Raw genomic sequence first — 23351 nt, 5'->3', positions numbered from 1 at the left:
GACATCAACACAACCGAATTATAGGCCCAAGTACTACGACCGAGTCAGCCCAGCATAAATCTTATCAAGATTCCACTTCAACATTGAGTAGTACGTATCACCCGGTTTGCCTTTAGCTGCCAGCGAATCGGTAAAAATCGTACTAGCAACGGGAATGCCCGTCTCCTGTGACAGCTTATTCATCGATTTCGGTGATACGGATGATTCGACAAACAAACTTCGAACCTGGGTTCCTTCAATTTTCTTCAATGCCGTCCGCATCTGAGCAGGCGTGCCTTGCGATTCCGTATTCACTTCCCAAATATAAGCAGCCGGTACATGGTAGGCCGCCGAGAAGTACTTAAAGGCGCCTTCAGATGTCACTAATAATCGTTGACTCGTCGGGATCTGCTTGAATTTGGTTTGAGCGCTCTCATGCAGTTTTGTTAGTTTCGCCACGTAGCGATCCGTATTCTTTTGATAAATAGCGGCGTGCTTAGGATCCTTGGCCTGCAACGTCCGGTTGATGTTCTTGACATATTGAATCCCGTTGGCGAGATCTAACCAAGCATGGGGGTCCGGCTCATTAACGTTCGTCGTTAAATATTTGACCTTAATTCCCTTACTGGCCGCAAAAACATCGTGGTCAAAGTCCTTTTTGGAAGCCGTCACTAACTTTTTAAACCAGCCATTACCGCCAGTTTCAAGGTTTAAGCCATTATAAAAAATCACGTCAGCTTCGGCAGTTGCCGCAATATCAGTGGGCCGTGGTTCATACTCATGCGGGTCAGTGCCGCGCTTCACAATACTGTAATTTTGGACGTACTGCCCACCCACATTTTTCACCATATCATCTAGAATCGAGTTCGTACTTACGACCCGGATTTTGGCACTAGTGGTCGTCGCTTTGGCACTTTGCTGGCGTTGATTCAGAAATACTGCCATCCCGGTAACCATCGCGATGACTCCAATCAGTGCAATTAATTTCGTTTTCATGCTGTCACCCGTCGCGCTGCTGCTTGCCCTTTCCAAAGCGTCGGCAACAAGGCCTGCTTAGGTGAGATGATGAAAGAAATACCGAAGAAAATAGCCGCTACTAGCACGATGGCCGGACCAGAAGCCCAGTTCAACGTGTAGCTGAGATATAAGCCCACCACTGAGGACAAGACCCCAATTAAGGCTGACAGTCCAAGCATGACTGCCAGTCGTTCTGTCCATAGAAAGGCCGTCGCAGCCGGTGTAATCAACATCGCGACCACTAAAATGATCCCGACGGTTTGTAGCGCTGAAACGGTCACTAGCGTTAAGACCAGCATTAACGCGTAATGTAACAGTTGGACCTTGAGACCATAAGTCTTCGCAAAGGTCGGATCAAATGACGTAATCAGTAATTCCTTGTAGAAGAAGACCACGAATAAAATCACTAGTCCTAACACGACCGTCGTCGTCATCATATCAGTATCACTCACAGCGAGAATGTTACCGAATAAGATGTGGTGCAAGTTCGTCGAACTTTCAGCTAATGAAATTAGGATAAAACCGAGTGCGTAAAACGCACTGAAGACAATCCCAATTGAGGTGTCAGTCTTAATCTTACTACGGCTCGCAACGAATCCGATCAAGCTAGCGGCTAGAATTCCAAAAACCGAAGCACCAATTAGGACGTTGATACCGAGCATATAAGCTACCGCAACACCAGGTAAAACGGCATGCGAGATGGCATCGCCCATCATCGACATGCCTCGTAAAATAATAAAGCTACCAATAATTCCTGACATGACCCCGACCATAATAGCCGTAATTAGCGCACTTTGTAAGAAATCATACTTCCCCAAAGCAGCCATAAAGGTCGTAATTGATTGCATCATCGCGTTTCCTCCTTCGTAAACAGGACGGCCGAAAGATCAGCACTAAACGTCCGTTCAATGTTTGCGGGTGTGTAGACCGCGTCCACGGGACCATAATCAACGATACCGTGATTTAAAATCACGAGATCATCAAAGTAGCGTGAAACTTTGTTCAAATCATGATGCACGACAATAATCATTTTGTCGGCATCACGCCACTGATGCAAGATCGTCATGATAGCCGTCTCACTCTGTAAATCAATGCCGACGAAAGGTTCATCAAGAATAATGATATCGGCTTCTTGGACTAAGGCTCGAGCCACAAAGACCCGTTGTAATTGTCCTCCAGAGAGCTGACTAATTTGGCGCTGTGCTAAATCGGCTAACTCAAGTTGCTCAAGTGCATCTTGGCAACGCTGACGATCCGCCTTGCTTGGTTCGCGGAAAAGTCCGAGTTTGCCATAGGTCCCAGTCAAAACGACGTCAAAAACATTGATTGGAAAGGTTAAGTCGAGATCTTTACGTTGCTCGACATATGCAATCTGTTTTTGAAATTGTTTTAGCGCACGACCTTCATATTCGACGGTTCCCGTTTGGGATTTGATCAGACCAAGCATTGCCTTGATCATCGTTGATTTTCCCGCACCGTTGGGACCAATGATTCCAGTAATTTTGCCGGCGTTAAAGTTAACGGCAACATCAGTAAAGACTGGTGTGTCACTGTATGCCACGGTGAGGTTTTGTACTTTTAACATCACATTTCCTCCGTTCATCGCGGTAGTCGGTTTTCTACATCGTCATAAGCATAACTGATAATTAACGCTAATGCAAATAATTGTTAGGTGCAGTTAACTTTTTTATAATTGGTATTAAATTTTCGTTCATTCTAATACTATTTCTGCTTAACCAAGGCGTTACAACCAACATACTAAAAGCTTAATCCAGAACCTACTGAAACGACTTTCGATGCCATCACCACTAAAAAGCACTGACCACTCATCAACTAAGCATTGCAATCGTCATTTAATTTCCATTAATATTTGGTATTAAAAAAGTGTCGTCACCTACAATCACGACACTCATTATTAAGCTAATATATCTGTCTGCAATCCAATAAAAATCGTCAAAATCAACAAATCGGCCGAGCCACCTAAACTATAGTTATGGTCGACAAAAATCTGATTCAATTCGCGTAAAAACGCCATTCCAGCTTCACTGCGGCTTCCCCCTAAATCGAAGTAGCGGTGTGCTTGGTCGTGGACCCAGTCAATGACGTGCGGGTCGTGTGCCCGTTTTACCAGATTGGTATCGACCGTCGCCTGGACAATCGCCATCAGTGTGTCTAATAACCGCTGATTAATCGTGCCACGACTACGTCTCAATGCGGGTAGTGCCACTTGCATCACGGTCGGATAACCCGCCTCGGCTTCACCACGAATTCCCTTGATGCCATATGTTAAGTATTGACGTTCTCCAGCAGTTAAGGTCGTTGGCTCCTTCGTGTTTAAATCATTAAAATCATTTGCCGTTAACCCCGCCAGCATCGTGCGCACAATCGTTGCTAAGTCGACGTCGGGGTGCTGCAACTGATACGCCGCCGCTGTCACTAGCACGCCCAGTGAGAACACCGCCCCTTTATGGGTATTCACGCCCTTGGTCGCCGCAAACATGGTTTGTTCCGCTTGAACACCAATGCCCCGAATTTGCTTGAACAAACCCGTCAAATCGACAGCCGTATACGCGACGCCCGCCGCTGCACAAGCATTAAAGTAGGGGGCTAGACTCAAAGCACTATCAATAAACATAAAAGCGTTCATGTCTGGATGGGGACCCGCCGACAACGGGTCGACCAGCCCGGGCTTAGGGTTGACCGTCACTTCGTATAAAAGCGCTCGTAGCGCATGATTGACAATTATCTTCGTATCCACTATTTCTCCACCATTTCATCCTTAGTCTAACAACGATGATGTGCCTGGGTCACTTTCAGTCTTGATTAAGCGTGACCACAACCAACATTCAGTTACCATTACTTATATTTCCATCATAACTGATACTAGTCAATTTTTGTCATTTTTCTTTGTATTCTTTTGTCGACTGCTGTTCAAGCATCTTCTGAACGTGTAAGCTAGAGCTAATCAAAGTTATTCCTAAGGAGGACCCTGTCATGATACCTAGTCAGCATTTTCAATCCACCCCAACCGTCCAATTTGACTTATTAACATACATGATTGGTAGTTACCACTACAACTGGCATCCGCAAATCGAACTCTTATGGTTATTGCAAGGTACGGTCGAAGTGAATGTTGACGGGACGCGCCATCAATTACACGCAAATGACCTCATCTTGATCAATGCCAATCGTGGCCATGCCACCTTTGCCTTGACCCCAGAATGTATCGCGCTCCGTTTACATATTCTGCCCGATTTCTACACTAGTCAGGGCATCGACCTCAGTTCAGGTGCTTTTCTACTCAACAGCGTGACGACGCCCCAACACCGTGACTACCAAACGATTCGCCAAATCCTGGCACAACTCTATCTAGGATTACATCAGCAGGACTGGCCAATTTTTGACTTGAACGCCCTGTACTTTCAATTGACGAACCTGCTACATCACGATTTCTTTGATACTGGAATCACGATGACTTATCCCCAACCCAAGACGCAGCGTTCACTAAACCGGGTCATTGATTACATTAACCAGGCTTACGATCGACCAATTACCTTAAACGAAGCGGCAAAAATCAGTCACTATTCACCAGCCTATCTCTCACGCATCTTCAAAGCGGAACTCGGCCTGAATTTTTACGAATATCTAACCCGCTGCCGACTACAACACGCCATCTACGATCTGGAAAACCCAACCACAAGGGTCGCCGATCTAGCCTTAGCCAATGGGTTTCAGGAGGTCAAGTCCTTTAATCTAATGTTTAAGAAGCATTTTGGTCAGACACCTTCCAGTTACCGTCAACACTTGTCACACGGGCAGCGTCCTGAATATGACCAGTTCAAGCAACCGCTCACTCCCACACAAACTACCATTGTCCAAAAGCAACTCAATCACTGGGCCCAACTCACAAGTACTGATCAACTCAGTGCTTGTGAAAGTTGCATGTATAAACGACATTTTCAAGAATATCAGGCACTCAAACAAAAGATCGCGCAATTAAAAACATTGCTTAATCAATAATTAATGGCATAACAATTTTTGTGATTACGAACAACTGAACTTACCGATATTTTGATCAAATATTGGGTCATACCAAGGTACGACGGCATCACTCGTCAGAAGGCCTTGGTATTTTTTTGTCATTTTTAACCGGCTACCTGTCCGCTTACCATCACTTTCACAATCCAATACCTGGCATAACTCGGCGAGTAGCGGTTAGTTTTGTATCACACAGTTACTTACAATGTAGCTGTAAATTGATAGGAGGAAACCAGCATGGATACAATGACATACGACTATACCGAACCAACATTATCAACTAAGGGCCAACGGATGCGCGACATCTTGGCCGATTATATTGCGCTCATCAGTCATCGACTACCAGATGATGTGACTGCCAAACTCGAAGAACTCAGTAAGATCGAAGTCGATCCACTCCAAAAGCTCGTCTACGACACAATGATGGAAAACCAATTACTTGCCAATAAACTTAAACGCCCAAGTTGCCAAGATACCGGTGCGTTACAATTCTTCATTAAGTGCGGCGCGCAATTCCCACTATTAGGCGAACTCAATCAAATTTTGAAAGACGCCGTTTATCGTGGGACAAAAAAAGCGCCACTCCGACATAATGCTGTTCAGACATTTGACGAATACAATACCGGTATGAATATTGGTGACGGCATCCCCTCGATTTTTCTGCAAGTTGATGGTAATGGCACTGACATCTCAATGTACGTGTACATGGCCGGCGGTGGCTGCACATTACCCGGGGCTGCCAAAGTCCTGATGCCTGGTGAAGGTTACGAAGGCGTCGTCCGTTTCGTGATGGATCGCATGACGAGCTACGGCATTAACGCTTGCCCACCTTTACTCGTCGGTGTCGGCGTCGCCACATCGGTTGAAACGGCTGCGCTTAATTCTAAATTAGCTTTAATGCGGCGCGTCGATAGTGAAAATCCAAACGCTAATGCTGCCAAACTTGAACACTTATTAGAAGACGGCATCAATCACATTGGCCTGGGACCACAGGGGTTTGGCGGTCAAAAGTCAGTAATGGGTGTCAATGTCGAGAATACCGCCCGACACCCATCAACAATTGGCGTCGCCGTTAGTACCGGCTGCTGGTCACACCGGCGCGGACTTATCAACTTTGACGCAGATCTAAACTATGACTTACCACTGAACAAAGGAGTCGAATTATCATGAAAACTTACCACTTAACCACCCCAATTTCTGATGACGATATTAAGGACATTCGTATCGGCGACATCGTCTACTTGAATGGCTCACTAACAACCTGTCGGGACGTTGCCCATCGGCGGCTCGTCGAAGAACATCGTCCCCTACCCGTTAACGTGACAGACCGAGCAATTCTCCACGCTGGCCCGATCATTAAAGATCTCGGCCATGACAAGTACGAAATGGTCGCAGTCGGGCCAACGACTAGTATGCGGATGGAAAAATTTGAAGAAGAATTCGTCAAACAAACCCGTGTCAAACTAATCGTTGGTAAAGGCGGCATGGGACCGGGAACCGAACGGGCCTGCAAGAAATATCACGCCTTACACCTCGTCTACCCCGCTGGCAATGCTGTTTATGCCGCCCTGCACGTCAATAAGATTGTTGATGCCCAGTGGAAAGACCTCGGAATGCCCGAAACACTCTGGGCGTGTGAGGTCAAAGACTTCGGTCCGTTAATTGTCTCCATCGATACGAATGGCGACAACTTGTTTGAAAAGAACAAGGTCATCTTCAACGAACGTAAAGAAGCTGAGATTAAAAAAATCAACGAACAAGTTAAATTCATTAAATAACCGACCATTAACAGCCTAAGCGGATCACCCTGCTTAGGCTGTTGGTCTAAAGGAGTCTTTCTCATGATTAGTATGGATACACAATCTACTTTAAAAACCCAAGCTTTAGCCGCTCTGAGTACCGTGATCGATCCTGAACTTGGTGTGAACATTGTTGACCTCGGTTTGATCTACGATGTTGCTTACGATGCTGACCTAAAGCTCTGCACCGTTACCATGACACTGACCATCATGGGCTGTCCACTGACAGGCTATTTGAATGACGATATCAAAAGCGCATTAATGACCGTCGCGGGTATCGATCAGGTACTCATCAACCTTGTCTGGGAACCGGCCTGGTCGCTTGATAAAATGTCACGGGCAGCAAAAATGACATTAGGGTTGCATTAATTCTAATTTAGAAATCGTGTCCGGATTAGCATCATTTGCTGACTAGTTTCAGAGGGGCTTAAACTGGCTACTTTTATGATTAGAATTGGCATATTTTAATGCATGCTTCATGAAAATTAATGCACACAATGTGAACTTACTCCTGACTAACGACTTGATCCTATAAACATCACGCCCTAACCAATAACAATCGGCTTTCCAACTATTACTTGGAAAGCCGATTGTTAATCTACCATGTAAGTCCATCAGAACCTGGACGTCAAAAGTTCTGATGCTCCCTCAAATTTCTAGATTCCACTCGGCAACGTTAGTGTGACCGTCATGGGGGCTGCACCATTATGTGTCGAACTGAAGCATATTGTAAACTTACGTCTAATCACGACACCGACCACAAGTCACCCATCCAAGTCGCCAAGTCCGTGACCGCTATGGGATACAGGTGGGGTTGCCCAACCGCCGATAAGTAGACCCAGGTCAGCGCTGTACCGTGCACTTTTTTGTCGTGTTGCATCACTGCGGCCACGGCTTGCGGCGCTATCGGCGGTAATTCCGTGGGCAACCCTACCGCCATTAAGCGTGCCTTGAGCGTCGACGTTAAACTAGTCGGCGCTAACCCATGTGCTGCAAACAACCGACAAACCTGTACTAGACCAATCGCTACCGCTTCCCCATGCATTAGTTGACCGTCAGCCAATAGTTCGACTGCGTGACCAATCGTATGACCAAAATTCAATAATTGCCGCTGACCCTGTTCATGCTCATCCGCCATAACGACGCGCGCTTTGAACGCCACACTAGCTGCAATTAAATCTGGTGCTGCTGGTAAAATCGCTGCCACACTGGTAATTTGGTGCAAGGATTGCCAAAAATCACCGCCAACTAATGCTGCGCACTTAACGATTTCGCCATAACCTTCTGCGAGCATCCGTGGCGGTAACGTCACCAGAATTGCCGGATCAATGACGACTAAATCTGGTTGGTAAAAACTGCCCACTAAGTTTTTGCCAGTTGATAAGTCAATCGCGGTCTTACCGCCCACCGAACTATCGACTTGCGCTAATAATGATGTCGGTACTTGAATCAGGGCAATACCGCGCATATAAATCGAAGCGACAAACCCTGCTAAGTCACCAACCACCCCGCCACCAAGAGCGAGGACACCGTCACTACGGCTAAAATGGGCGGCACTCAGCTGATCGATTAACGACTGGACTTGTGACCAACTTTTGCTCGCCTCACCGGCTGGAACCGTCATCACGCGCACCTTGAATCCAGCCGCCGTCAGTTCATCAGTTACCAGCTTCGCATAGTACGGGCCCACATTGGTATCCGTTACCACCGCTACTTGACGGGCACACCATACCTTAGTTACCAACGTTCCTAGATGATGTAAACTGTCAATCATGATCTTGATCTGATACTGTTTAACTCGCGTCTTGACTTCAATGTTTGTCATAGGCACATCCTACGCCCACGTTTGCATCAGATCATGTAACTGGAAAGCCTGTTGCGCCATTTTTAAGTACGTCGCGGGTTTTAACGCTTGCGGCCCATCGGATAAAGCTTGCGTTGGCTGGTCATGAATTTCAACGATCATGCCACTGGCGCCAGCTGCTACACCTGCCATCGCCATCGGGGTCACGAGTTCCCAGGTACCGACCGCGTGACTCGGATCAACGATGACTGGGTAATGTGTCAACGATTGCAAGACTGGCACTGCACCTAAGTCAAACGTGTTGCGTGTGTACTTATTATCAAACGTTCGAATTCCCCGCTCCAAAAGCATGATCTGATGATTACCACCAGCTGCAATGTATTCAGCTGCATTGAGCACATCGTCGATTGTTGCCGACATTCCTCGCTTTAATGCAACCGGAATTTGGGTCTGTCCAACGGCTTTAAGCAACGAGAAATTTTGCATATTGCGTGCACCAATTTGAAAAATATCCGTGTATTTCGCCACCATCGCCACGTGTTCATCATCCATCACTTCGGTAATCATATCAAGGCCATGTTTATCAGCCGCCGTCCGTAAGTATTGGAGTCCCGTCTCCCCGAGGCCTTGGAAGCTGTAAGGTGACGTCCGTGGCTTGAATGCTCCGCCACGAACAATCGTCGCACCACCCTGCTTGGCAACCGCGGCCATCTGGTCCACGTGTTCAGCGCTTTCGACTGAACACGGGCCAGCCATCATGACGAATTGATTACCGCCAATCACACTGTGTGGCGTCTTAATAATCGTATCTTCTGGGTGAAAGAGACGGCTGCTTTGGACCGCTGCGGGAACTGCCGTCAAGATTGATTCACTGGCTGCTTGCACATCCGCGGGAAGTGCTTCTGGACGCAATCCTTGAATTGCAATTCGATTATTGTGCGTGAAGATCTCGTGATCCGCACCAAATTGACTCACTAACTTTGCCTGCATAGCCGTAGCGGTTGCTGGTTTTAATTTAATAATCATAATAATTTCCTCCTACTAATCAATTCTCAAAAGTTAAGGCCTAAGCCTGCGCCGTAATCGGCGGAGTCGCTTGAATACTGGCTAACATATCTTGGCGGACCTGTTGAACTGGCATCTGCTTACCAGTCCAAAACTCAAAAGCCAAGGCACCTTGCCAAATCAACATCCCCAAACCATTATATGTGGCGCACCCCTGCTGACGCGCTAAGCGCAAAAAGGTCGTTTCTAGCGGTTGGTAAATCACATCATAGACCGTCTGTTGTGGGACTAATTGCTGGATAATTGAGATTGGTAATGGCGTTCCAGCAGTCGTCATGCCGATATTGGTCGCGTTAATGATCAAATCGCTGGTACGAGCAACTTGCTGCATCCGTACTTGGTCTTCATAGGCACAGAGCCGGAGTGGCACCGAAGTCGTGGTACTGAGTTGCTCCAACCAGTGCTGAACACCGGCGTAGCGTTCGTTGTTGCGTTTAAAGACCGTTACACTCGCGACACCATAATCTAAAGCCGCCGCAATGATTGCCTTACCTGCGCCTCCCGCGCCTAAAACCATGACGTGCTTATCAACCAAGTTCAGACCTTGATGTAAGAGATCCTGAAAAACTCCAGCGCCGTCCGTGCTGTCACCAATCAGCTTGCCAGCTTCATTCTTAATCGTATTGACCGCTTGAATCCGTTGCGCTCGCACTGTCAAACCATCTAGTAGCGGTACAACGGCTTGTTTGAATGGCATTGAAAGGTTCACCCCCGCGATACCCATGCTACGAATTCCAGCAAGCGTACCAGCCAATCCATCCGGTGCCACATCAAACGCCAAGTAGCGCGCATTTAGCCCCCAGTAGTCAAAACTCAAATTATGCATTCGCGGTGAGCGACTGTGCCGCGCGGGGTGCGCGATAAATCCAAAGAGTGCCGTTTGTCCATCAATCATGCTTTAACTAACTTCCTTTCTAAATGACTCGCAATTGTTGACCAAGATCCACGTGCGTTTGTTGATACGTCCGCACTAGGTCTGCTACCGTGAACTGGTTAGCGGCTAATACTTGGTCGGCCGCTCCACTGGCGCCAAAGTGGTCCAAGCCTAGTACCGCCCCATCTAACCCAACGTAACGTTCCCAGCCAGATGTTGCGCCCATTTCGACTGCAACTCGCCGCCGAATTTGAGGTGGCAAGACCTGAGCTTGGTAATTCGTTGATTGGCGCGCAAAGTTTTCCATCGACGGCATTGAAACGACACTGACATCTTCACCTAACGTAGCTAGTTTCGCCTGGGCCTGAAGAGCTAAAGCAACTTCTGACCCGCTTGCAATCAGGATTCCCATTGGCTGGCGGCCACGCTGCGGTGAGAGAATATAACCGCCACGAGCCACACCAGTCATGGCCTTAGTCTTAGATCCGGATAGCACTGCCAAATTCTGACGGGTCAAGACGAGCACGGTTGGATGATCCGTCGCGTTGATGGCTTGCCACCAAGCTGCGACCGTTTCATTCGGGTCAGCGGGCCGGATCACCGTTAGATTCGGAATCAATCGTAAACTCATTAGCTGTTCAATTGGCTGATGAGTCGGACCGTCCTCGCCGACTGCAATCGAGTCATGCGTGAAAACGTAAGTGACTGATAACTTCATCATCGCCGCCAATCGAATAGCCGCACGCGTGTAATCGGAAAAGACAAGGAAGGTGCCACCAAAGACCCGCAAGCCACCGTGTAAAGTCATCCCATTCAAAATGGTGCCCATACCAAACTCCCGGACACCAAAGGCAACGTTGCGCTGATCCGGGGTCACCGGAGTCGACAATTGATCCTGCTCAATGGTCGTCTTATTCGAACTGGCTAAATCAGCCGCGCCCCCGACTAATCCTGGTAACTGAGCAGCTAGCTTCTGAATGACGGTATGACTCGTGATCCGCGAAGCTTGGGCGCCTTCATCAAAGGTCGGTAAACTGGTGGCTAAGTCAACTGGCAGACGCATACTGAGCTGTTGTTCGAAACGGTGTTGTACGGCTTGTGGTAAAGCCTCCCGTTGTGACTGCCACCGGCGATGTGCACGCTGACCACGTTGCAAGATTAGTTGCTGTGCGCGTTTAGCAACGGCCGGCATTACCGTAAATGGCGCGGCTTGCCACCCTAATTGTTGCCGCAAGCTAGTTAAACCGGCCGCTCCCAACGGGTTGCCATGTACCGCATTCGTACCCGCTTGTGGTGCGCCAAATCCAATCGTCGTTTTAACAGCGATCAGGCTTGGATGTGAACTGTGTTTGGCACGCTCAATGGCGGCATTAATCGCCGTTAAATCATTGCCATCACCTACCGTTTGTGTATCCCAACCATAACTAGCGAAGCGCTGGTTCACATCGGTACGAAACGACCGGCTGGTGGGGCCATCAAGCGAAACAGCGTTATCGTCGTACAATACAATTAATTTTTGCAATTGTTGATTACCGGCAAAGCTGGCAGCTTCGTGGGAGACGCCTTCCATCAAATCACCATCACCGACTAACGCGTAAGTATAGTGATCCACCAACTGCGGTGACTCGGAGAACTGAGCCGCTAGTTGCCGTTCAGCCAGGGCCATGCCCACCGCCATCCCTAACCCCTGTCCCAGTGGACCGGTCGTGGCTTCCACACCATCAACGATTCCCAGTTCAGGGTGGCCTGGCGTGTGACTGCCGAATTGACGAAAACGTTGTAACTCGCCCATTGTCACGTTGAAGCCACTCACATGTAGCAGACTGTACAACAACGCCGACCCGTGTCCGGCTGATAAGACAAAGCGATCGCGATTAGCCCATTGAGACTGCTGTGGATCGACCCGTAATTGTCGGCTCCACAGTGCCCACATCATTGGAGCCGCGCCGAGTGGCAATCCTGGATGACCAGAACCGGCCCGTTCAATCATTTCCGCACTCAGTACTCGTAGATTATTCACCGCTAATTCATCAATTTCATCAAATGCTTGCATTAACTTCGCTCCCTCTCATTTTGGCTAATAAAAAAGACTCACAGTTACACCAACTGTGAGTCCACTAATTCTTCGCAGGGTGCCCGAAAAACACCGCTACTCAGAAGCAGAAAAGTCACACAGTGGTTGTTCACAACACTGATATGACTTTTCCATAAATTTTAATCATTCCAAAATTTACTGGTCACATCCGTTGCGAGGGCGTGCCTCGCAGTGGATGCCAAGGCACTAAGTAAACCAGTAATAATAATACGAATTCAATTGTAAATTGGTATTAATCGTCATGATTAAAATCTCCTTAATTTATAATGTGTATTTGATGACTTAAAATATACGGCTAATCAATAGAATTGTCAAATGGTTTTTGCAAACTTTTTCTATTAATCAACAAAAACATGTTGGTCCACCCTCGATTTGCTAGTCGTCATCATCCTCGCTAACTGCTAATAAATACTGGTAAATCAGCAAGTTTGCGTGTCAAATCATTTTACAGATATTAAAATGGTTCCCTGCCACTTTCTGAAAATATTTTTAGCCAGTAGCTTGCACTGACTTAACTTATAATCCACCGCCAGGCAAATCATTAAAGTCTAAAAGCCGCACTCCAACGCTAAATTTCTCACAACGAACGACTGACAAACGGTCATTTTCGATTACAATTTCAACAATGTTCCGTATGCTTTAGCAACTAACCTTAGCCGCTCGTCAGTTGTCTGAACTGCCATCTATTCCCAACCAGCTAGCTGGTCTTCATCACCGCACATAATCGTGATAACCAAAAATAGTGTCGCCAGCATCCAGAGCAGATTCCAGCCACACTATCATCAGTTTATGTGATCCCCATTTTAGTCACAATAATTGCCGCAACTACACCAAACTACGCTTTCAAGGCTGCGGGGACTGCCACTCCAAATTCAGCACCAACTTGCTGCATTTCCGTCAACGTCTGTGGATCAATACTGACGCCCTGCACCAAATTTTCATCATAGTGCCGGTATTCCCGGTCACCTGGTATCATGATCTTAGTACCTGGTAGATGCTTCAAATGCCGAATACGGTCAAACATAGTCGTCACGTTGGCCTTCAACACCTCGGGATCGCCAAATAAGGCGGGATTAATCGTCATGAAGAACTGACTAAAGTCATGCTTACCGGTGTTCGTATCAGCCGACAGCGACCCTTGCGCTAAAATTCCCGTGAGTAACTCAATAATTAGTGAGTTGCCAAAGCCTTTGTAATTTGAATTGACTTCCTGCTGGCCGCCTAGGGTCAGGACCCCACCACCAGGACGATTCTCAGAAAACGCAATTTTAGCCAAGTTATCCTCCACCGTCTGCGCATCATGCAAGACTTGACGATGCTCATCAACCGCCCAATCACCCGGAATCTGTGCACCTTTTTTGGCCAGCACTTGAATCTTCCCGCTCGAAACCACCGCAGTCGCGCCGTCAAAAACGAAAGGATGCGGGTCGGCTGGAAAAGTAAACGCTAATGCGTTGGAACCCAAAAAAGCTTCTGTCGCATTCGTCGGCACCACCAACGGCCGCGTATTAGTCGTTGAAATACCGATCAAACCCGCTTTGCAAGCCATGCGCGAATAATAGCCCGCCGTTCCAAAGTGATTCGAATTGCGGAGAACCGCTAATGAAACACCGAGTTGCTTAGTCTTTTCAATCAGTTTATTCATCGTAAACGCCGACGCAATCTGGCCCATGCTCTGGTTCGCATCGATCAATAGACTGGTAGGTGTTTCATTCAAAATCTTCGGTTGATGCGCCGGTTCCAAGGTATGATCCTTGATCATCCGCGTATACCAAGCCAGCCGCTGGATACCATGTGATGAGATTCCACGTAAATCTGCATCGACCAGGGTGTCTGCCAGCAGTGCTCCATCCTTGGCACTAAACCGTTCGGCCTTAAAAACTGCTTCTAAAAATTGTCGTTCCGTTTCCGCACTAATTCGCATCTTGATAATATCCTCCATTATTAATACCCACAAATGACCATCAATTAACAATCATCACTAATATTTATGTCATTATTATCTAAATTATAAAAGCTTTAACAACGCCTATTATCCAATTAAAAATTATAAATTTCAAGTAATGATTATATTTAAGTGAAAATAAAATGTGAAAATATTTCAATTACATTTACACCTATCATCAATCTATCTTCTTTCACATACTCTGCCGATTATCAGACACACTATACACCATCACTTTAGTCCCAAAAACCGATTGTTATTTGTCTGTGCCAAAGATAATCAATGGTTAATTCAACCTTGTCATAAGCAGCTAACAATTCTCACTGTAAGCTGTAACCTTTTAGAAAATTGCCTTTTACTACCATCACTGCTTGGACAGCCACTGTTCCAAGCACTCATGTCAAAATCTACAATAAAACCCAACGTCTTATTACTAGCGACAAAACGATACGTCTATTTATTTGCTCTAATCAGTTTGAAACATCAAAGTATTAATTTTCCATGGCCGCCCAAATAAGCGTACAATGTAACAGTAAGTACAATTAAGGGAGAAAGCTATGTATCAGCTATTAACAGATTCAACCGTTGATTTACCTTATCAACTACTTAAGGACAAGCATGTCGATTTTGTTTCAATGAACGTCACGATTGACGACCGGGAATACGCGGACGATTTGGGTCACCACTTTGACTTGACTGACTTTTATCATCGGATTGGTAACGGTGTGATGCCTTCTACCGCTCAGATTAATATCGGCCAGTTTATTGAATTTTTCAAGCCGTACGTTCAGGCACATACGCCAATCCTATACCTCGGCTTTTCATCAGGCTTAAGTGGGACCTTCAATAATGCGCAACAGGCCAAGACCATGCTTTTACAAGACCAGCCAGATGCCGAGATCTACCTCGTGGATTCCCGAGCAGCCTGCTGCGGTGAAGGCCTGATGCTACTAGATGCCATTGACAAGCGCGATGCTGGTATGCCGATCGCCCAATTGGCGGATTGGCTGACTGAAAACCGCCTCTATTATCACCAATGGTTCACCGTTGATGACTTAAATTACCTTTATCACGGCGGCCGGGTCTCACGGACCTCCGCGACAGTTGGATCACTCTTACAGATCAAGCCAGTCATGGACGTCGATCCACTCGGCCACTTGCGTCCAGTACAAAAGGTGCGCTCACGGCGCCGGTCACTGACCACACTAGTTAACAACACACTAGCCGATTTACGTGATCAGACCAAGCCGCGCATTATCATTGCCACTAGCGACGCTCAGGAAGCCGCCCAAACCGTTCGTGAAAAGATTTTAGCCAAGGTTCCTGATGCTGAAATTTTGCTCGAACACATTGGGCCGACTATCACTAGCCATACCGGCCTCGGTTGCGTTGCCGTCTTCTCTTTTGGTAAAACTAAACGTCAGTAATTAAAATGGATTGAGCCGGCAATGGCCCAATCCATTTTTAAGTAACCGAGCGTTACTTGCTTAGTTTGTTTCAAGGCGGGCTATATTCGAACCAATTAGTATCAAATAAAACCTGCCCAAATGGGTTATTTATCTCGTTGAGCCACGTCATATGGTTTTTTTGTGGTTTTTTTCTCACTCAACCAAAAAAAAGCACCCGTCCATAGACAGGTGCTTTCTCATATAGCCAGAAAATGTTGATAAAACAACGTTTTTGGATAATATTAACGTTTTGAGAATTGTGAAGCTTTCCGGGCTTTCTTCAAACCTGGCTTCTTACGTTCCTTCATACGAGCATCACGAGTTAAGAGACCCGCGCGCTTCAAAGGAGTACGGAAATCTGGGTCAACTTCGAGCAATGCCCGAGCGATCCCATGACGAGTTGCGCCGGCTTGACCATGGAAGCCACCACCATTAACGTTAACTAAAACATCATATTGATCAGTTGTTTCAGTTACTTCGAATGGTTGTAACAATTCCTTGCGAATATCTGCAAATGGAATGTAATCTTCAACAGATTTGTCATTCATAACAATTTTACCAGTACCTGGTACTAAGCGTACGCGGGCTACTGAATCTTTACGACGGCCTGTGCCGCGATATTGTACTTGAGCCAATGTAGTTTCCTCCTTAGATTAAGTTAGTGATGTCCAAAACTTCAGGCTTTTGTGCTTGTTGCGTATGTTCTGCACCAGCATAAACATGCAACTTCAAGCCCATCTTGTGGCCTAAAGAGTTGTGAGGAAGCATACCCTTAACTGAAGTTTCAATCAATTTAGTAGGTTCCTTTGCCAAGAAGTCACCGGCAGTCCGTTCCTTTAAACCACCAGCATAAGCAGTATGATGATAATAAATCTTCCGTTCTGCTTTCTTCCCAGTTAAAGCGACCTTGCTTGCATTAATAACGATAACGTTATCACCAGTATCCACGTTAGGGGTAAAGGTAGGTTTGTTCTTACCACGCAAGATTGATGCGACGACAGTTGAAAGACGACCCAAAGGTACATCGGTTGCATCAACTACATACCATTTACGATCAATTTCACCTGGTTTAGCCATATATGTTGTACGCACGTTGTGTTCCTCCATTTTCTGTGTTTGTTTGACACTCAATAAGATTTCCGGGGCTTATCGTGGGGCAAACAATACCAACGACTAGTCTACCCAATTTCGCCTCAGAAGTCAATACTTTATCAAATCAGCTTGTAATTCATTTTGTTCATAATACACTTTTTTCATATAAAGTCCAGCCGCAGGAGCCGTTCCCCGCGCTTGCTCACGGTCTTTAGCCGCTAGTAATGCTGGAATACAGTCAACTGCGCGCCGGCCCTGACCAATTTCCATCAAAACAGCCACCATGATTCGAACCTGGTTATATAAAAAACCACTACCGCAAAATTCAAACTGAATTTCGCGTTCATCCGGCAAGGCCCACGCTTTGGCTGAATAGATCTCACGAATATGGTCATGTGCTTGCGAACCGGACGCAACGAAGGTCGAGAAATCGTGCCGTCCTTCTAAGTCACCGATGGCTTGCTGAATTCGGTCGATATCCGCAGCGAACTTAAAATGCCCCGTATAGTGCCGTTTAAATGGATCTACAAATTCATTTTGATAGGCCCGATACCAGTACCGCTTACCGACCGTATCATAACGCGCGTGAAAATCATTCGGCACAATGGAAACGGCCTTTACGATTGTATCCATCGGTAACATGCTGTTCAGGCCGCGCCGAACCCCTTCTGGATTAATTTCGTACGGCAAGTCAAAATGCAACGTTTGTCCAAACGCATGTACACCAGCATCCGTTCGGCCCGCGCCGTAGATCACAATCGGTTCAACGGGATCTTTCGCCATCTTATTGACCGCCTTAGTGACGACCTGCTCGACAGTTCGCTGGTGTGGCTGGCGTTGAAAGCCCGCAAAATTGGTGCCGTCATATGCTAAAACTACTTTATACCGCGTGGTCACAATATCCCTCCAGTTAAAAACGTGGGTCGCCATCAGTGCGACGCCCACGTTAATCAGTCTTCATTTATGCACGCAAGAAAATCAATGCAACGGTCAAGATCGCAAAGCATCCGGTAGCCCACGTATCACGTTGGTGCCACTTAAGAATTCGGTACTTACTGCGACCCTCGCCGCCTTGATAGCCACGTGCTTCCATTGCCGTTGCTAAATCCTCAGCCCGGTTGAATGAGCTGACAAACAGCGGAATCAGTAACGGGACTACGGCACGCATTTGTTGAAAGATATTGCCTTCACCAAAGTCGACCCCCCGGGCCCGTTGTGCATTCATAATTTTTTCCGTTTCGTCCATCAACGTTGGCACAAAGCGTAAGGCAATCGACAACATCAGTGCCACTTCATAGACTGGAAAACGGACCGCTTTGAGCGGCATCAAGATATATTCAATGGCATCCGACAATTCTAGTGGCGGCGTTGTTAAAGTTAACAGCGTTGACATAAAAATAATCAACACGAACCGGCAAAAAATATAGACTCCGTTGATCAATCCAAGTTGGCTGATTGTAATGATGCCCCATTGAAAGTAAACGTGCCCGCCACTTGCACTAAACAACACTTGCAGGATGACGGTGAATAAGATCAACCAAATCAGCGGTTTGACGCCGTTGATGAAGAACGACCATTTCACACCGGATAGGTAAATAGCGGCCAATGTAAAGGCAAATAGCAAGGCATAGGTCGCCCAGTTATTGGCAATAAAAATAATCCCAATAAAATAAAAACTCAATAACAGTTTCGCCCGGGGGTCCATATGGTGAACCACGGAGTCTCCTGGAATGTAGCGACCAAAGATCAATTTATTCATCATGAGCGGCCACCTCCCCCATCGCGTTCGGTGGCAACTGTTGGACGATGGCTGCTGCTAATTCGTCCTCGGTCAACGGCCACTCATCAAATTGCCAGCCTTGCTTTTGGAGTGTATGTGCAAAGGCCGTTGTTTTCGGTAAGCCCAGTTGATGGGCAGTCAGCCACGCAGGATCTTTGAAGATCTCACGAGGCGTCCCCGTTTTGACGATTTGTCCACGATCCATCACGATTACATTATCCGCGTAATTGGCGACATCATCCATCTGATGGGTCACTAGTACCACGGTCAAATCACGTTCATGACGCAAACGGGCAAACATCTCCATCATATCTAAACGGCCCTGAGGGTCCAATCCGGCAGTCGGTTCATCCAAGACTAGGACTTGCGGCTGCATCGCAAGGACCCCCGCAATGGCCACTCGCCGCATCTGTCCACCAGAGAGGTCAAACGGTGACCGCGTCAGTAACGACTCGTCTAACCCAACTAAAGCCAACATTTCAGCCGCAGTTTTCAAAGCATCCGCTTCGCTAGCCCCAAAGTTCTGGGGCCCGAACGCAATGTCTTTGGCCACCGTTTCTTCAAACAACTGACTTTCTGGAAACTGAAAGACGATGCCCACGTGTTGCCGCAATCGCTTCAAGTCCTTATTACTCGTCGTTGGCGTAATGACCCGTTCACCAATCGTGACCGTTCCACTAGTCGGTTTGAGTAAGGCGTTCAAATGCTGTAAAAGTGTAGACTTACCACTCCCCGTATGACCAATCAAAGCCGTATAAGAGCCGGTGGGAATGGTGACGTTAATATCAGTTAACGCCTTAGTTTCGAACGGCGTACCCGGTTGGTAAGTAAAATCTACTTGTTTGAACGTAATTGCCATAACCAGTCCGCCATTCCTTTCTCTGTTAAATATTGTGTGGGCACTTGAACACCCTGCCGCTTTAGCGCTGCTTTTAAGCGCTCAGCATATGGCATGTCCAATCCCATCTTAATTAAGGCTTCTCCATGCTGAAAAATTTCCGCTGGGGTCCCCTCTTCCTTAACCTCACCGTCATTGATCACTAAGACCCGATTAGCGCTGGCCGCTTCGTCAATATCATGCGTAATTGACAAGACCGTTAACGCTGAATTAGCCTTCATGTCGCGAATCGTCGTCAATACTTCCTGACGACCACGGGGATCCAACATCGACGTCGCTTCGTCCAGAATCAAAATCTGAGGCCGCGCCGCTATCATACCAGCCAGCGCCACCCGTTGTTTTTGACCACCTGACAAACGTGCCGGTTCACGTGTCGCAAAATCCTGCATGTTGACTTGTTCTAGGGCCGCTTGTACCCGCGTTAGCATCTCGGAACGCGGCACGCCCTGGTTTTCAAGGCTAAACGCAACATCATCAGCAACGGTTGCCCCAACGAATTGGTTATCTGGGTTTTGGAAAACCATCCCAATTTTGCGCCGAATGTCCCAAACGGTTTCTTCAGATAATACTTGACCATCAACCGTAATCGTTCCGGCCGCTGGTGCTAACAGTCCGTTTAAATTCTTGGCCAAAGTCGACTTACCAGAACCGTTATGGCCGACAATGGCGACCCATTCACCCGGCATGACCGTAAATGAAATATCGTGTAACGTTAACTGATCCGTAGCTTGTTGCGGGTAACGATAATCTAAATGTTTAACGTCAATAATCGGACTCACCATTGTCCCTCATTTCCTTAAAATTCATGGTTATTATCATAACATATCTGACGGAACTTGTAGTAACTGAACTTCACGTCCAATCTTACTTTAAATCAGTGGCTGGCCCGTATTTGTAACCAGCATCGCCAAACAGCGTGAACTGCTTCTTCAAGTTATTGGAGACGTATACTTTTTTATCCTTGGTAATAAAAATGGCCCCAATACCTTGATCCGCTTTACCATTAATGTACTTCATCCCGCCTTTGAGGCCTTTGTCAAAGGTGGCCGTCGATAGTGCATCGCCATCCACCGACTTCTTCGAGATGATGGAAACGCCCATCAAATTGTTTTGATAAGGGGCCCCTGTTTGTGGGTCCATCAAATGACTGTAAACTTTACCATTCTTCTTCAAATAGCGTTCATAGATCCCAGAAGTAACGATTGACTTATTCTTAGCAGGTAGTGAGCCAATGGCCGTACCCCGTGACGCTTTTGGATCTTGGATACCGACTGTCCAGTTACCTGACTTCGTTCCTTTAGGGCTGTCACCCAGAACATAAATATTACCACCGAGGTCAATAATGGCCGTTGAAACCCCATGATTTAATAAGTACGTCTTCACTTGATCGGTCATGTAACCCTTGGCAATCCCACCGAGATCTAATTGCATGCCCTTTTCTTCCAGATAAACGGTGCGTTTCTTGTCATTTAACTTAACTTTCTTGTAGTCTACCAGCTTAACGTTCTTGTCAATTTCTTGCTGAGTGGGCACCTTCGCATCGGAAAATCCAATATGCCAGAGTGATGTGATCGGACCAATGGCTAAATCAAAGGATTCGTCTGAATTCTTACTATAATAGTAAGCTGCTTTGATCATTGGGTAGATATCCTTGCTGACAGCCACTGGCTTTTTACCGGCAGCGGCGTTGATCTTATCAATTTCAGATCCTTTTTGATTGACCGTAATTTCCTCAGCTTCCGCTTTCAACAGCTTAAACGCCCCAGCTAACACGTTATCCTTACCCTTATTATAAATCCGCAATGTGACAACTGTGCCCATCATGAACTGGGTATCCTCGATTGGCGTCTTGACGACCTTAGTTGGTTTGGGTCGGCTACTAGCAGCATTTTTGCGACTCGTACTCGTCCCACACGCCGTCAATGGCACGATCATTGCAACAATTAATCCAATTCGAACCCATTTTTTTAGCTTCATTCCAATACTTCCCCTATTTTTAATTTCAATTGTCATTATACCAAAGTCTTGATTCATCCGGTGAGCCTGTTTGCATGCCAGCCAGCTTTTCATTGCCAGCCACCACCTGTACTTGCCAAAAACCGTCCCACACGGTGACCAAGTGACCAACTATGGCAATTTCACACTTAGCATTCACTGCCATTATGCCTTTCTTTAACTCACCTATCCTTGTGAGAAATGAGCTTGCTCAAGATCACACCGGCTGAGACTATCTAAACTAAATTTCAAACTGTCTGGTTGTTCAGTTAAAAACAAAAGGCCCTCAGCATGCGCCTCAGGCCTCAAAAGAATCTAATGATTAAATTGCTTATTCAGAGAAAATCATGTTGTCAACAGTAATCGTGTTGGTGTCACCCTTTTGTGCCGCGTTTTGTAATTGTTCCGCGTACATAATAAAGGTGTTAGAAGATTCAGTGGCACCCGTGACAACGTCAACCTTAGTTGGATCACTACTCTTAACTAATGACTTGTTCAAAGCTGGTTGATAAGTCTTAGGGTTAGTCTTAGCAACCTTCTTCATTTGCTTGTTGTAAGCTGCATCGTCAACTTTGGACTTGCCATTCTTGTTCACTTGGTTATATTCAGACTTCGTAATCTTATTATCCTTGACCGTGATTGCGAAAGTAACTTTGTAACCGTGTGAGTAGTTCTTTTCGTTCAACTTGTAGGTACCATCTTTCATCTTGGCACCATTGTCAATCTTAATGGTCGACTTGTTACCCGCTTGGGCAGCTTGAACTAATTGTTGTGTGTAGTTTTGGAAGGTCTTTGATGATTCAGTCGCACCAGTCACAACGTCAATGGAGCCTACGTTACCAGTAGCAGCAGAACCGGTCAAAGTCTTGTTTAACTTAGGCATGTAAGTCTTCGGATTAGTCCCGGCGATCTTCTTCATTTGCTTGTTATATGAAGTATCATCGGTCTTTGACTTGCCATTCTTGTTCACTTGGTCATAACTGGACTTCGTGATTTTACCGTTATTATTAACTGTGATACTCATCTTAGTCCGATAACCATGTGAATAATTTTGTTCTTCAAGGTTATAAGTACCCGCTTTCATTTTGCTGCCAGCGGTTAATTTAGCAACCTTAGTTGTCTTAGCTGATGAGCTTGAAGATGAACTCTTCTTGGATGAACTCGAGCTAGAACTTGAAGAACTACTGCCACAACCTGCTAAAGCTAAAGCTGAAATTGCAACAACTGAAGCACCCGTAATAACTGATTTGAATTTCATGATATCCCACTCCTAACCTTTTTGTATGAAAATTCACATTAATCTTAACGTTTAAACTGGTAATAGTCAATCCCATTCCATTAAAAAAATGATATTTTAGCCTAATAATAGCGGTATTGACAACGTTTTCCGTTCAAACTCCGATGCCACTATTTTCGCGGCTTAGATAATGTGATAGTTTATGCATTCTTTCCCATAATCCATAGACAACCGCTTACATTATCGTTATAATTATTAGTGGAATTATCTTTTTACACTATTATT

General features: G+C 46.3%; 22 protein-coding genes. 5 read left to right on the top strand and 17 right to left on the bottom strand.

Translation table 11 applies throughout. The annotated features are described in order from the left end of the window. Positions 1-33 precede the first annotated feature (33 nt). The 4 genes from V7R88_RS04200 to V7R88_RS04185 form a co-directional block, all read right to left on the bottom strand. Complete coding sequence (locus V7R88_RS04200; protein ID WP_057717897.1) at positions 34-975, bottom strand: metal ABC transporter solute-binding protein, Zn/Mn family; 942 nt, start codon at positions 973-975, stop codon at positions 34-36. Beyond that, entirely contained in the window at positions 972-1844 is an 873-nt protein-coding gene (locus tag V7R88_RS04195) for a metal ABC transporter permease (protein ID WP_016511596.1), read from the bottom strand. Before V7R88_RS04195 ends, V7R88_RS04200 begins: the two co-directional genes overlap by 4 nt. Then, positions 1844-2581, bottom strand: coding sequence for a metal ABC transporter ATP-binding protein (locus V7R88_RS04190; protein ID WP_057717896.1), 738 nt, complete (start codon positions 2579-2581; stop codon positions 1844-1846). The genes V7R88_RS04195 and V7R88_RS04190 overlap by 1 nt, the downstream gene beginning before the upstream one ends. 330 nt (positions 2582-2911) lie before the next feature. After that, the gene (locus V7R88_RS04185) at positions 2912-3754 is read right to left on the bottom strand and encodes a triphosphoribosyl-dephospho-CoA synthase (protein WP_003645513.1); all 843 of its coding nucleotides are present in this window, start codon (positions 3752-3754) and stop codon (positions 2912-2914) included. A 236-nt stretch (positions 3755-3990) separates the two neighbouring features. Between V7R88_RS04185 and V7R88_RS04180 the strand changes: the two genes are divergently transcribed. From V7R88_RS04180 to V7R88_RS04165, 4 genes are all read left to right on the top strand, one after another. After that, a complete protein-coding gene (locus tag V7R88_RS04180; protein ID WP_057717894.1) occupies positions 3991-5016 on the top strand; it encodes a helix-turn-helix transcriptional regulator in 1026 nt (341 codons plus the stop codon). 255 nt (positions 5017-5271) lie between these two features. Beyond that, positions 5272-6204, top strand: coding sequence for a L(+)-tartrate dehydratase subunit alpha (gene ttdA / locus V7R88_RS04175; RefSeq protein ID WP_003641291.1), 933 nt, complete (start codon positions 5272-5274; stop codon positions 6202-6204). Then, positions 6201-6812 (top strand): L(+)-tartrate dehydratase subunit beta, encoded by a 612-nt coding sequence (ttdB, locus tag V7R88_RS04170; protein ID WP_003596657.1) that lies wholly within the window; start codon positions 6201-6203, stop codon positions 6810-6812. The genes ttdA and ttdB overlap by 4 nt, the downstream gene beginning before the upstream one ends. Positions 6813-6875: 63 nt before the next feature. Continuing rightward, a complete protein-coding gene (locus tag V7R88_RS04165; protein ID WP_057717893.1) occupies positions 6876-7202 on the top strand; it encodes a metal-sulfur cluster assembly factor in 327 nt (108 codons plus the stop codon). Between the two features lie 376 nt (positions 7203-7578). On the opposite strand, the gene aroB is transcribed toward V7R88_RS04165, so the two are convergent. The 5 genes from aroB to V7R88_RS04140 all read right to left on the bottom strand — a co-directional run bounded on the left by aroB (position 7579) and on the right by V7R88_RS04140 (position 14595). Then, positions 7579-8658: a 3-dehydroquinate synthase gene (gene aroB, locus V7R88_RS04160; RefSeq protein ID WP_057717892.1), complete on the bottom strand. Its 1080-nt coding sequence runs from the start codon at positions 8656-8658 to the stop codon at positions 7579-7581. 9 nt (positions 8659-8667) lie between these two features. Beyond that, entirely contained in the window at positions 8668-9663 is a 996-nt protein-coding gene (gene aroF / locus V7R88_RS04155) for a 3-deoxy-7-phosphoheptulonate synthase (RefSeq protein ID WP_057717891.1), read from the bottom strand. A gap of 40 nt (positions 9664-9703) precedes the next feature. Then, on the bottom strand, positions 9704-10597 hold the full coding sequence (gene aroE / locus V7R88_RS04150; RefSeq protein ID WP_015825295.1) for a shikimate dehydrogenase: 894 nt from the start codon (positions 10595-10597) through the stop codon (positions 9704-9706). Positions 10598-10616: 19 nt separating this feature from the next. Then, entirely contained in the window at positions 10617-12629 is a 2013-nt protein-coding gene (gene tkt / locus V7R88_RS04145; RefSeq protein ID WP_060599041.1) for a transketolase, read from the bottom strand. 877 nt (positions 12630-13506) lie between these two features. Continuing rightward, positions 13507-14595 carry an Ldh family oxidoreductase gene (locus V7R88_RS04140; protein WP_057717889.1) on the bottom strand — a complete coding sequence of 363 codons (1089 nt, stop codon included), beginning with the start codon at positions 14593-14595 and terminating at the stop codon, positions 13507-13509. A 578-nt stretch (positions 14596-15173) separates the two neighbouring features. Between V7R88_RS04140 and V7R88_RS04135 the strand changes: the two genes are divergently transcribed. Beyond that, positions 15174-16043: a DegV family protein gene (locus tag V7R88_RS04135; RefSeq protein WP_054399355.1), complete on the top strand. Its 870-nt coding sequence runs from the start codon at positions 15174-15176 to the stop codon at positions 16041-16043. Between the two features lie 263 nt (positions 16044-16306). Here V7R88_RS04135 and rpsI read toward each other — a convergent pair whose 3' ends face one another. The 8 genes from rpsI to pplA form a co-directional block, all read right to left on the bottom strand. Then, positions 16307-16699: a 30S ribosomal protein S9 gene (gene rpsI, locus V7R88_RS04130; protein ID WP_003638099.1), complete on the bottom strand. Its 393-nt coding sequence runs from the start codon at positions 16697-16699 to the stop codon at positions 16307-16309. Between the two features lie 13 nt (positions 16700-16712). Continuing rightward, a complete protein-coding gene (gene rplM, locus V7R88_RS04125; protein ID WP_003638098.1) occupies positions 16713-17156 on the bottom strand; it encodes a 50S ribosomal protein L13 in 444 nt (147 codons plus the stop codon). Positions 17157-17264: 108 nt separating this feature from the next. Beyond that, the gene (gene truA / locus V7R88_RS04120) at positions 17265-18053 is read right to left on the bottom strand and encodes a tRNA pseudouridine(38-40) synthase TruA (protein WP_057717888.1); all 789 of its coding nucleotides are present in this window, start codon (positions 18051-18053) and stop codon (positions 17265-17267) included. A 64-nt stretch (positions 18054-18117) separates the two neighbouring features. After that, on the bottom strand, positions 18118-18918 hold the full coding sequence (locus tag V7R88_RS04115; RefSeq protein ID WP_044430043.1) for an energy-coupling factor transporter transmembrane component T family protein: 801 nt from the start codon (positions 18916-18918) through the stop codon (positions 18118-18120). After that, positions 18908-19795, bottom strand: a complete 888-nt coding sequence (locus V7R88_RS04110) for an energy-coupling factor ABC transporter ATP-binding protein (RefSeq protein WP_015379998.1) — start codon at positions 19793-19795, stop codon at positions 18908-18910. Before V7R88_RS04110 ends, V7R88_RS04115 begins: the two co-directional genes overlap by 11 nt. Beyond that, the gene (locus V7R88_RS04105; protein ID WP_027822229.1) at positions 19771-20613 is read right to left on the bottom strand and encodes an energy-coupling factor ABC transporter ATP-binding protein; all 843 of its coding nucleotides are present in this window, start codon (positions 20611-20613) and stop codon (positions 19771-19773) included. Before V7R88_RS04105 ends, V7R88_RS04110 begins: the two co-directional genes overlap by 25 nt. An 85-nt stretch (positions 20614-20698) precedes the next feature. After that, the gene (locus V7R88_RS04100; RefSeq protein WP_057717886.1) at positions 20699-21811 is read right to left on the bottom strand and encodes an FAD:protein FMN transferase; all 1113 of its coding nucleotides are present in this window, start codon (positions 21809-21811) and stop codon (positions 20699-20701) included. Between the two features lie 349 nt (positions 21812-22160). Next, a complete protein-coding gene (gene pplA, locus V7R88_RS04095) occupies positions 22161-23087 on the bottom strand; it encodes an extracellular electron transfer flavoprotein PplA (protein ID WP_057717885.1) in 927 nt (308 codons plus the stop codon). Between the last annotated feature and the right edge of the window lie 264 nt (positions 23088-23351).

This window comes from Lactiplantibacillus argentoratensis, assembly GCF_037290055.1.
Classification (GTDB): Bacteria; Bacillota; Bacilli; order Lactobacillales; family Lactobacillaceae; genus Lactiplantibacillus; species Lactiplantibacillus plantarum.
Note: the sequence above shows the minus strand (reverse complement) of the source record. Positions and strands in the feature narration are given on the sequence as shown.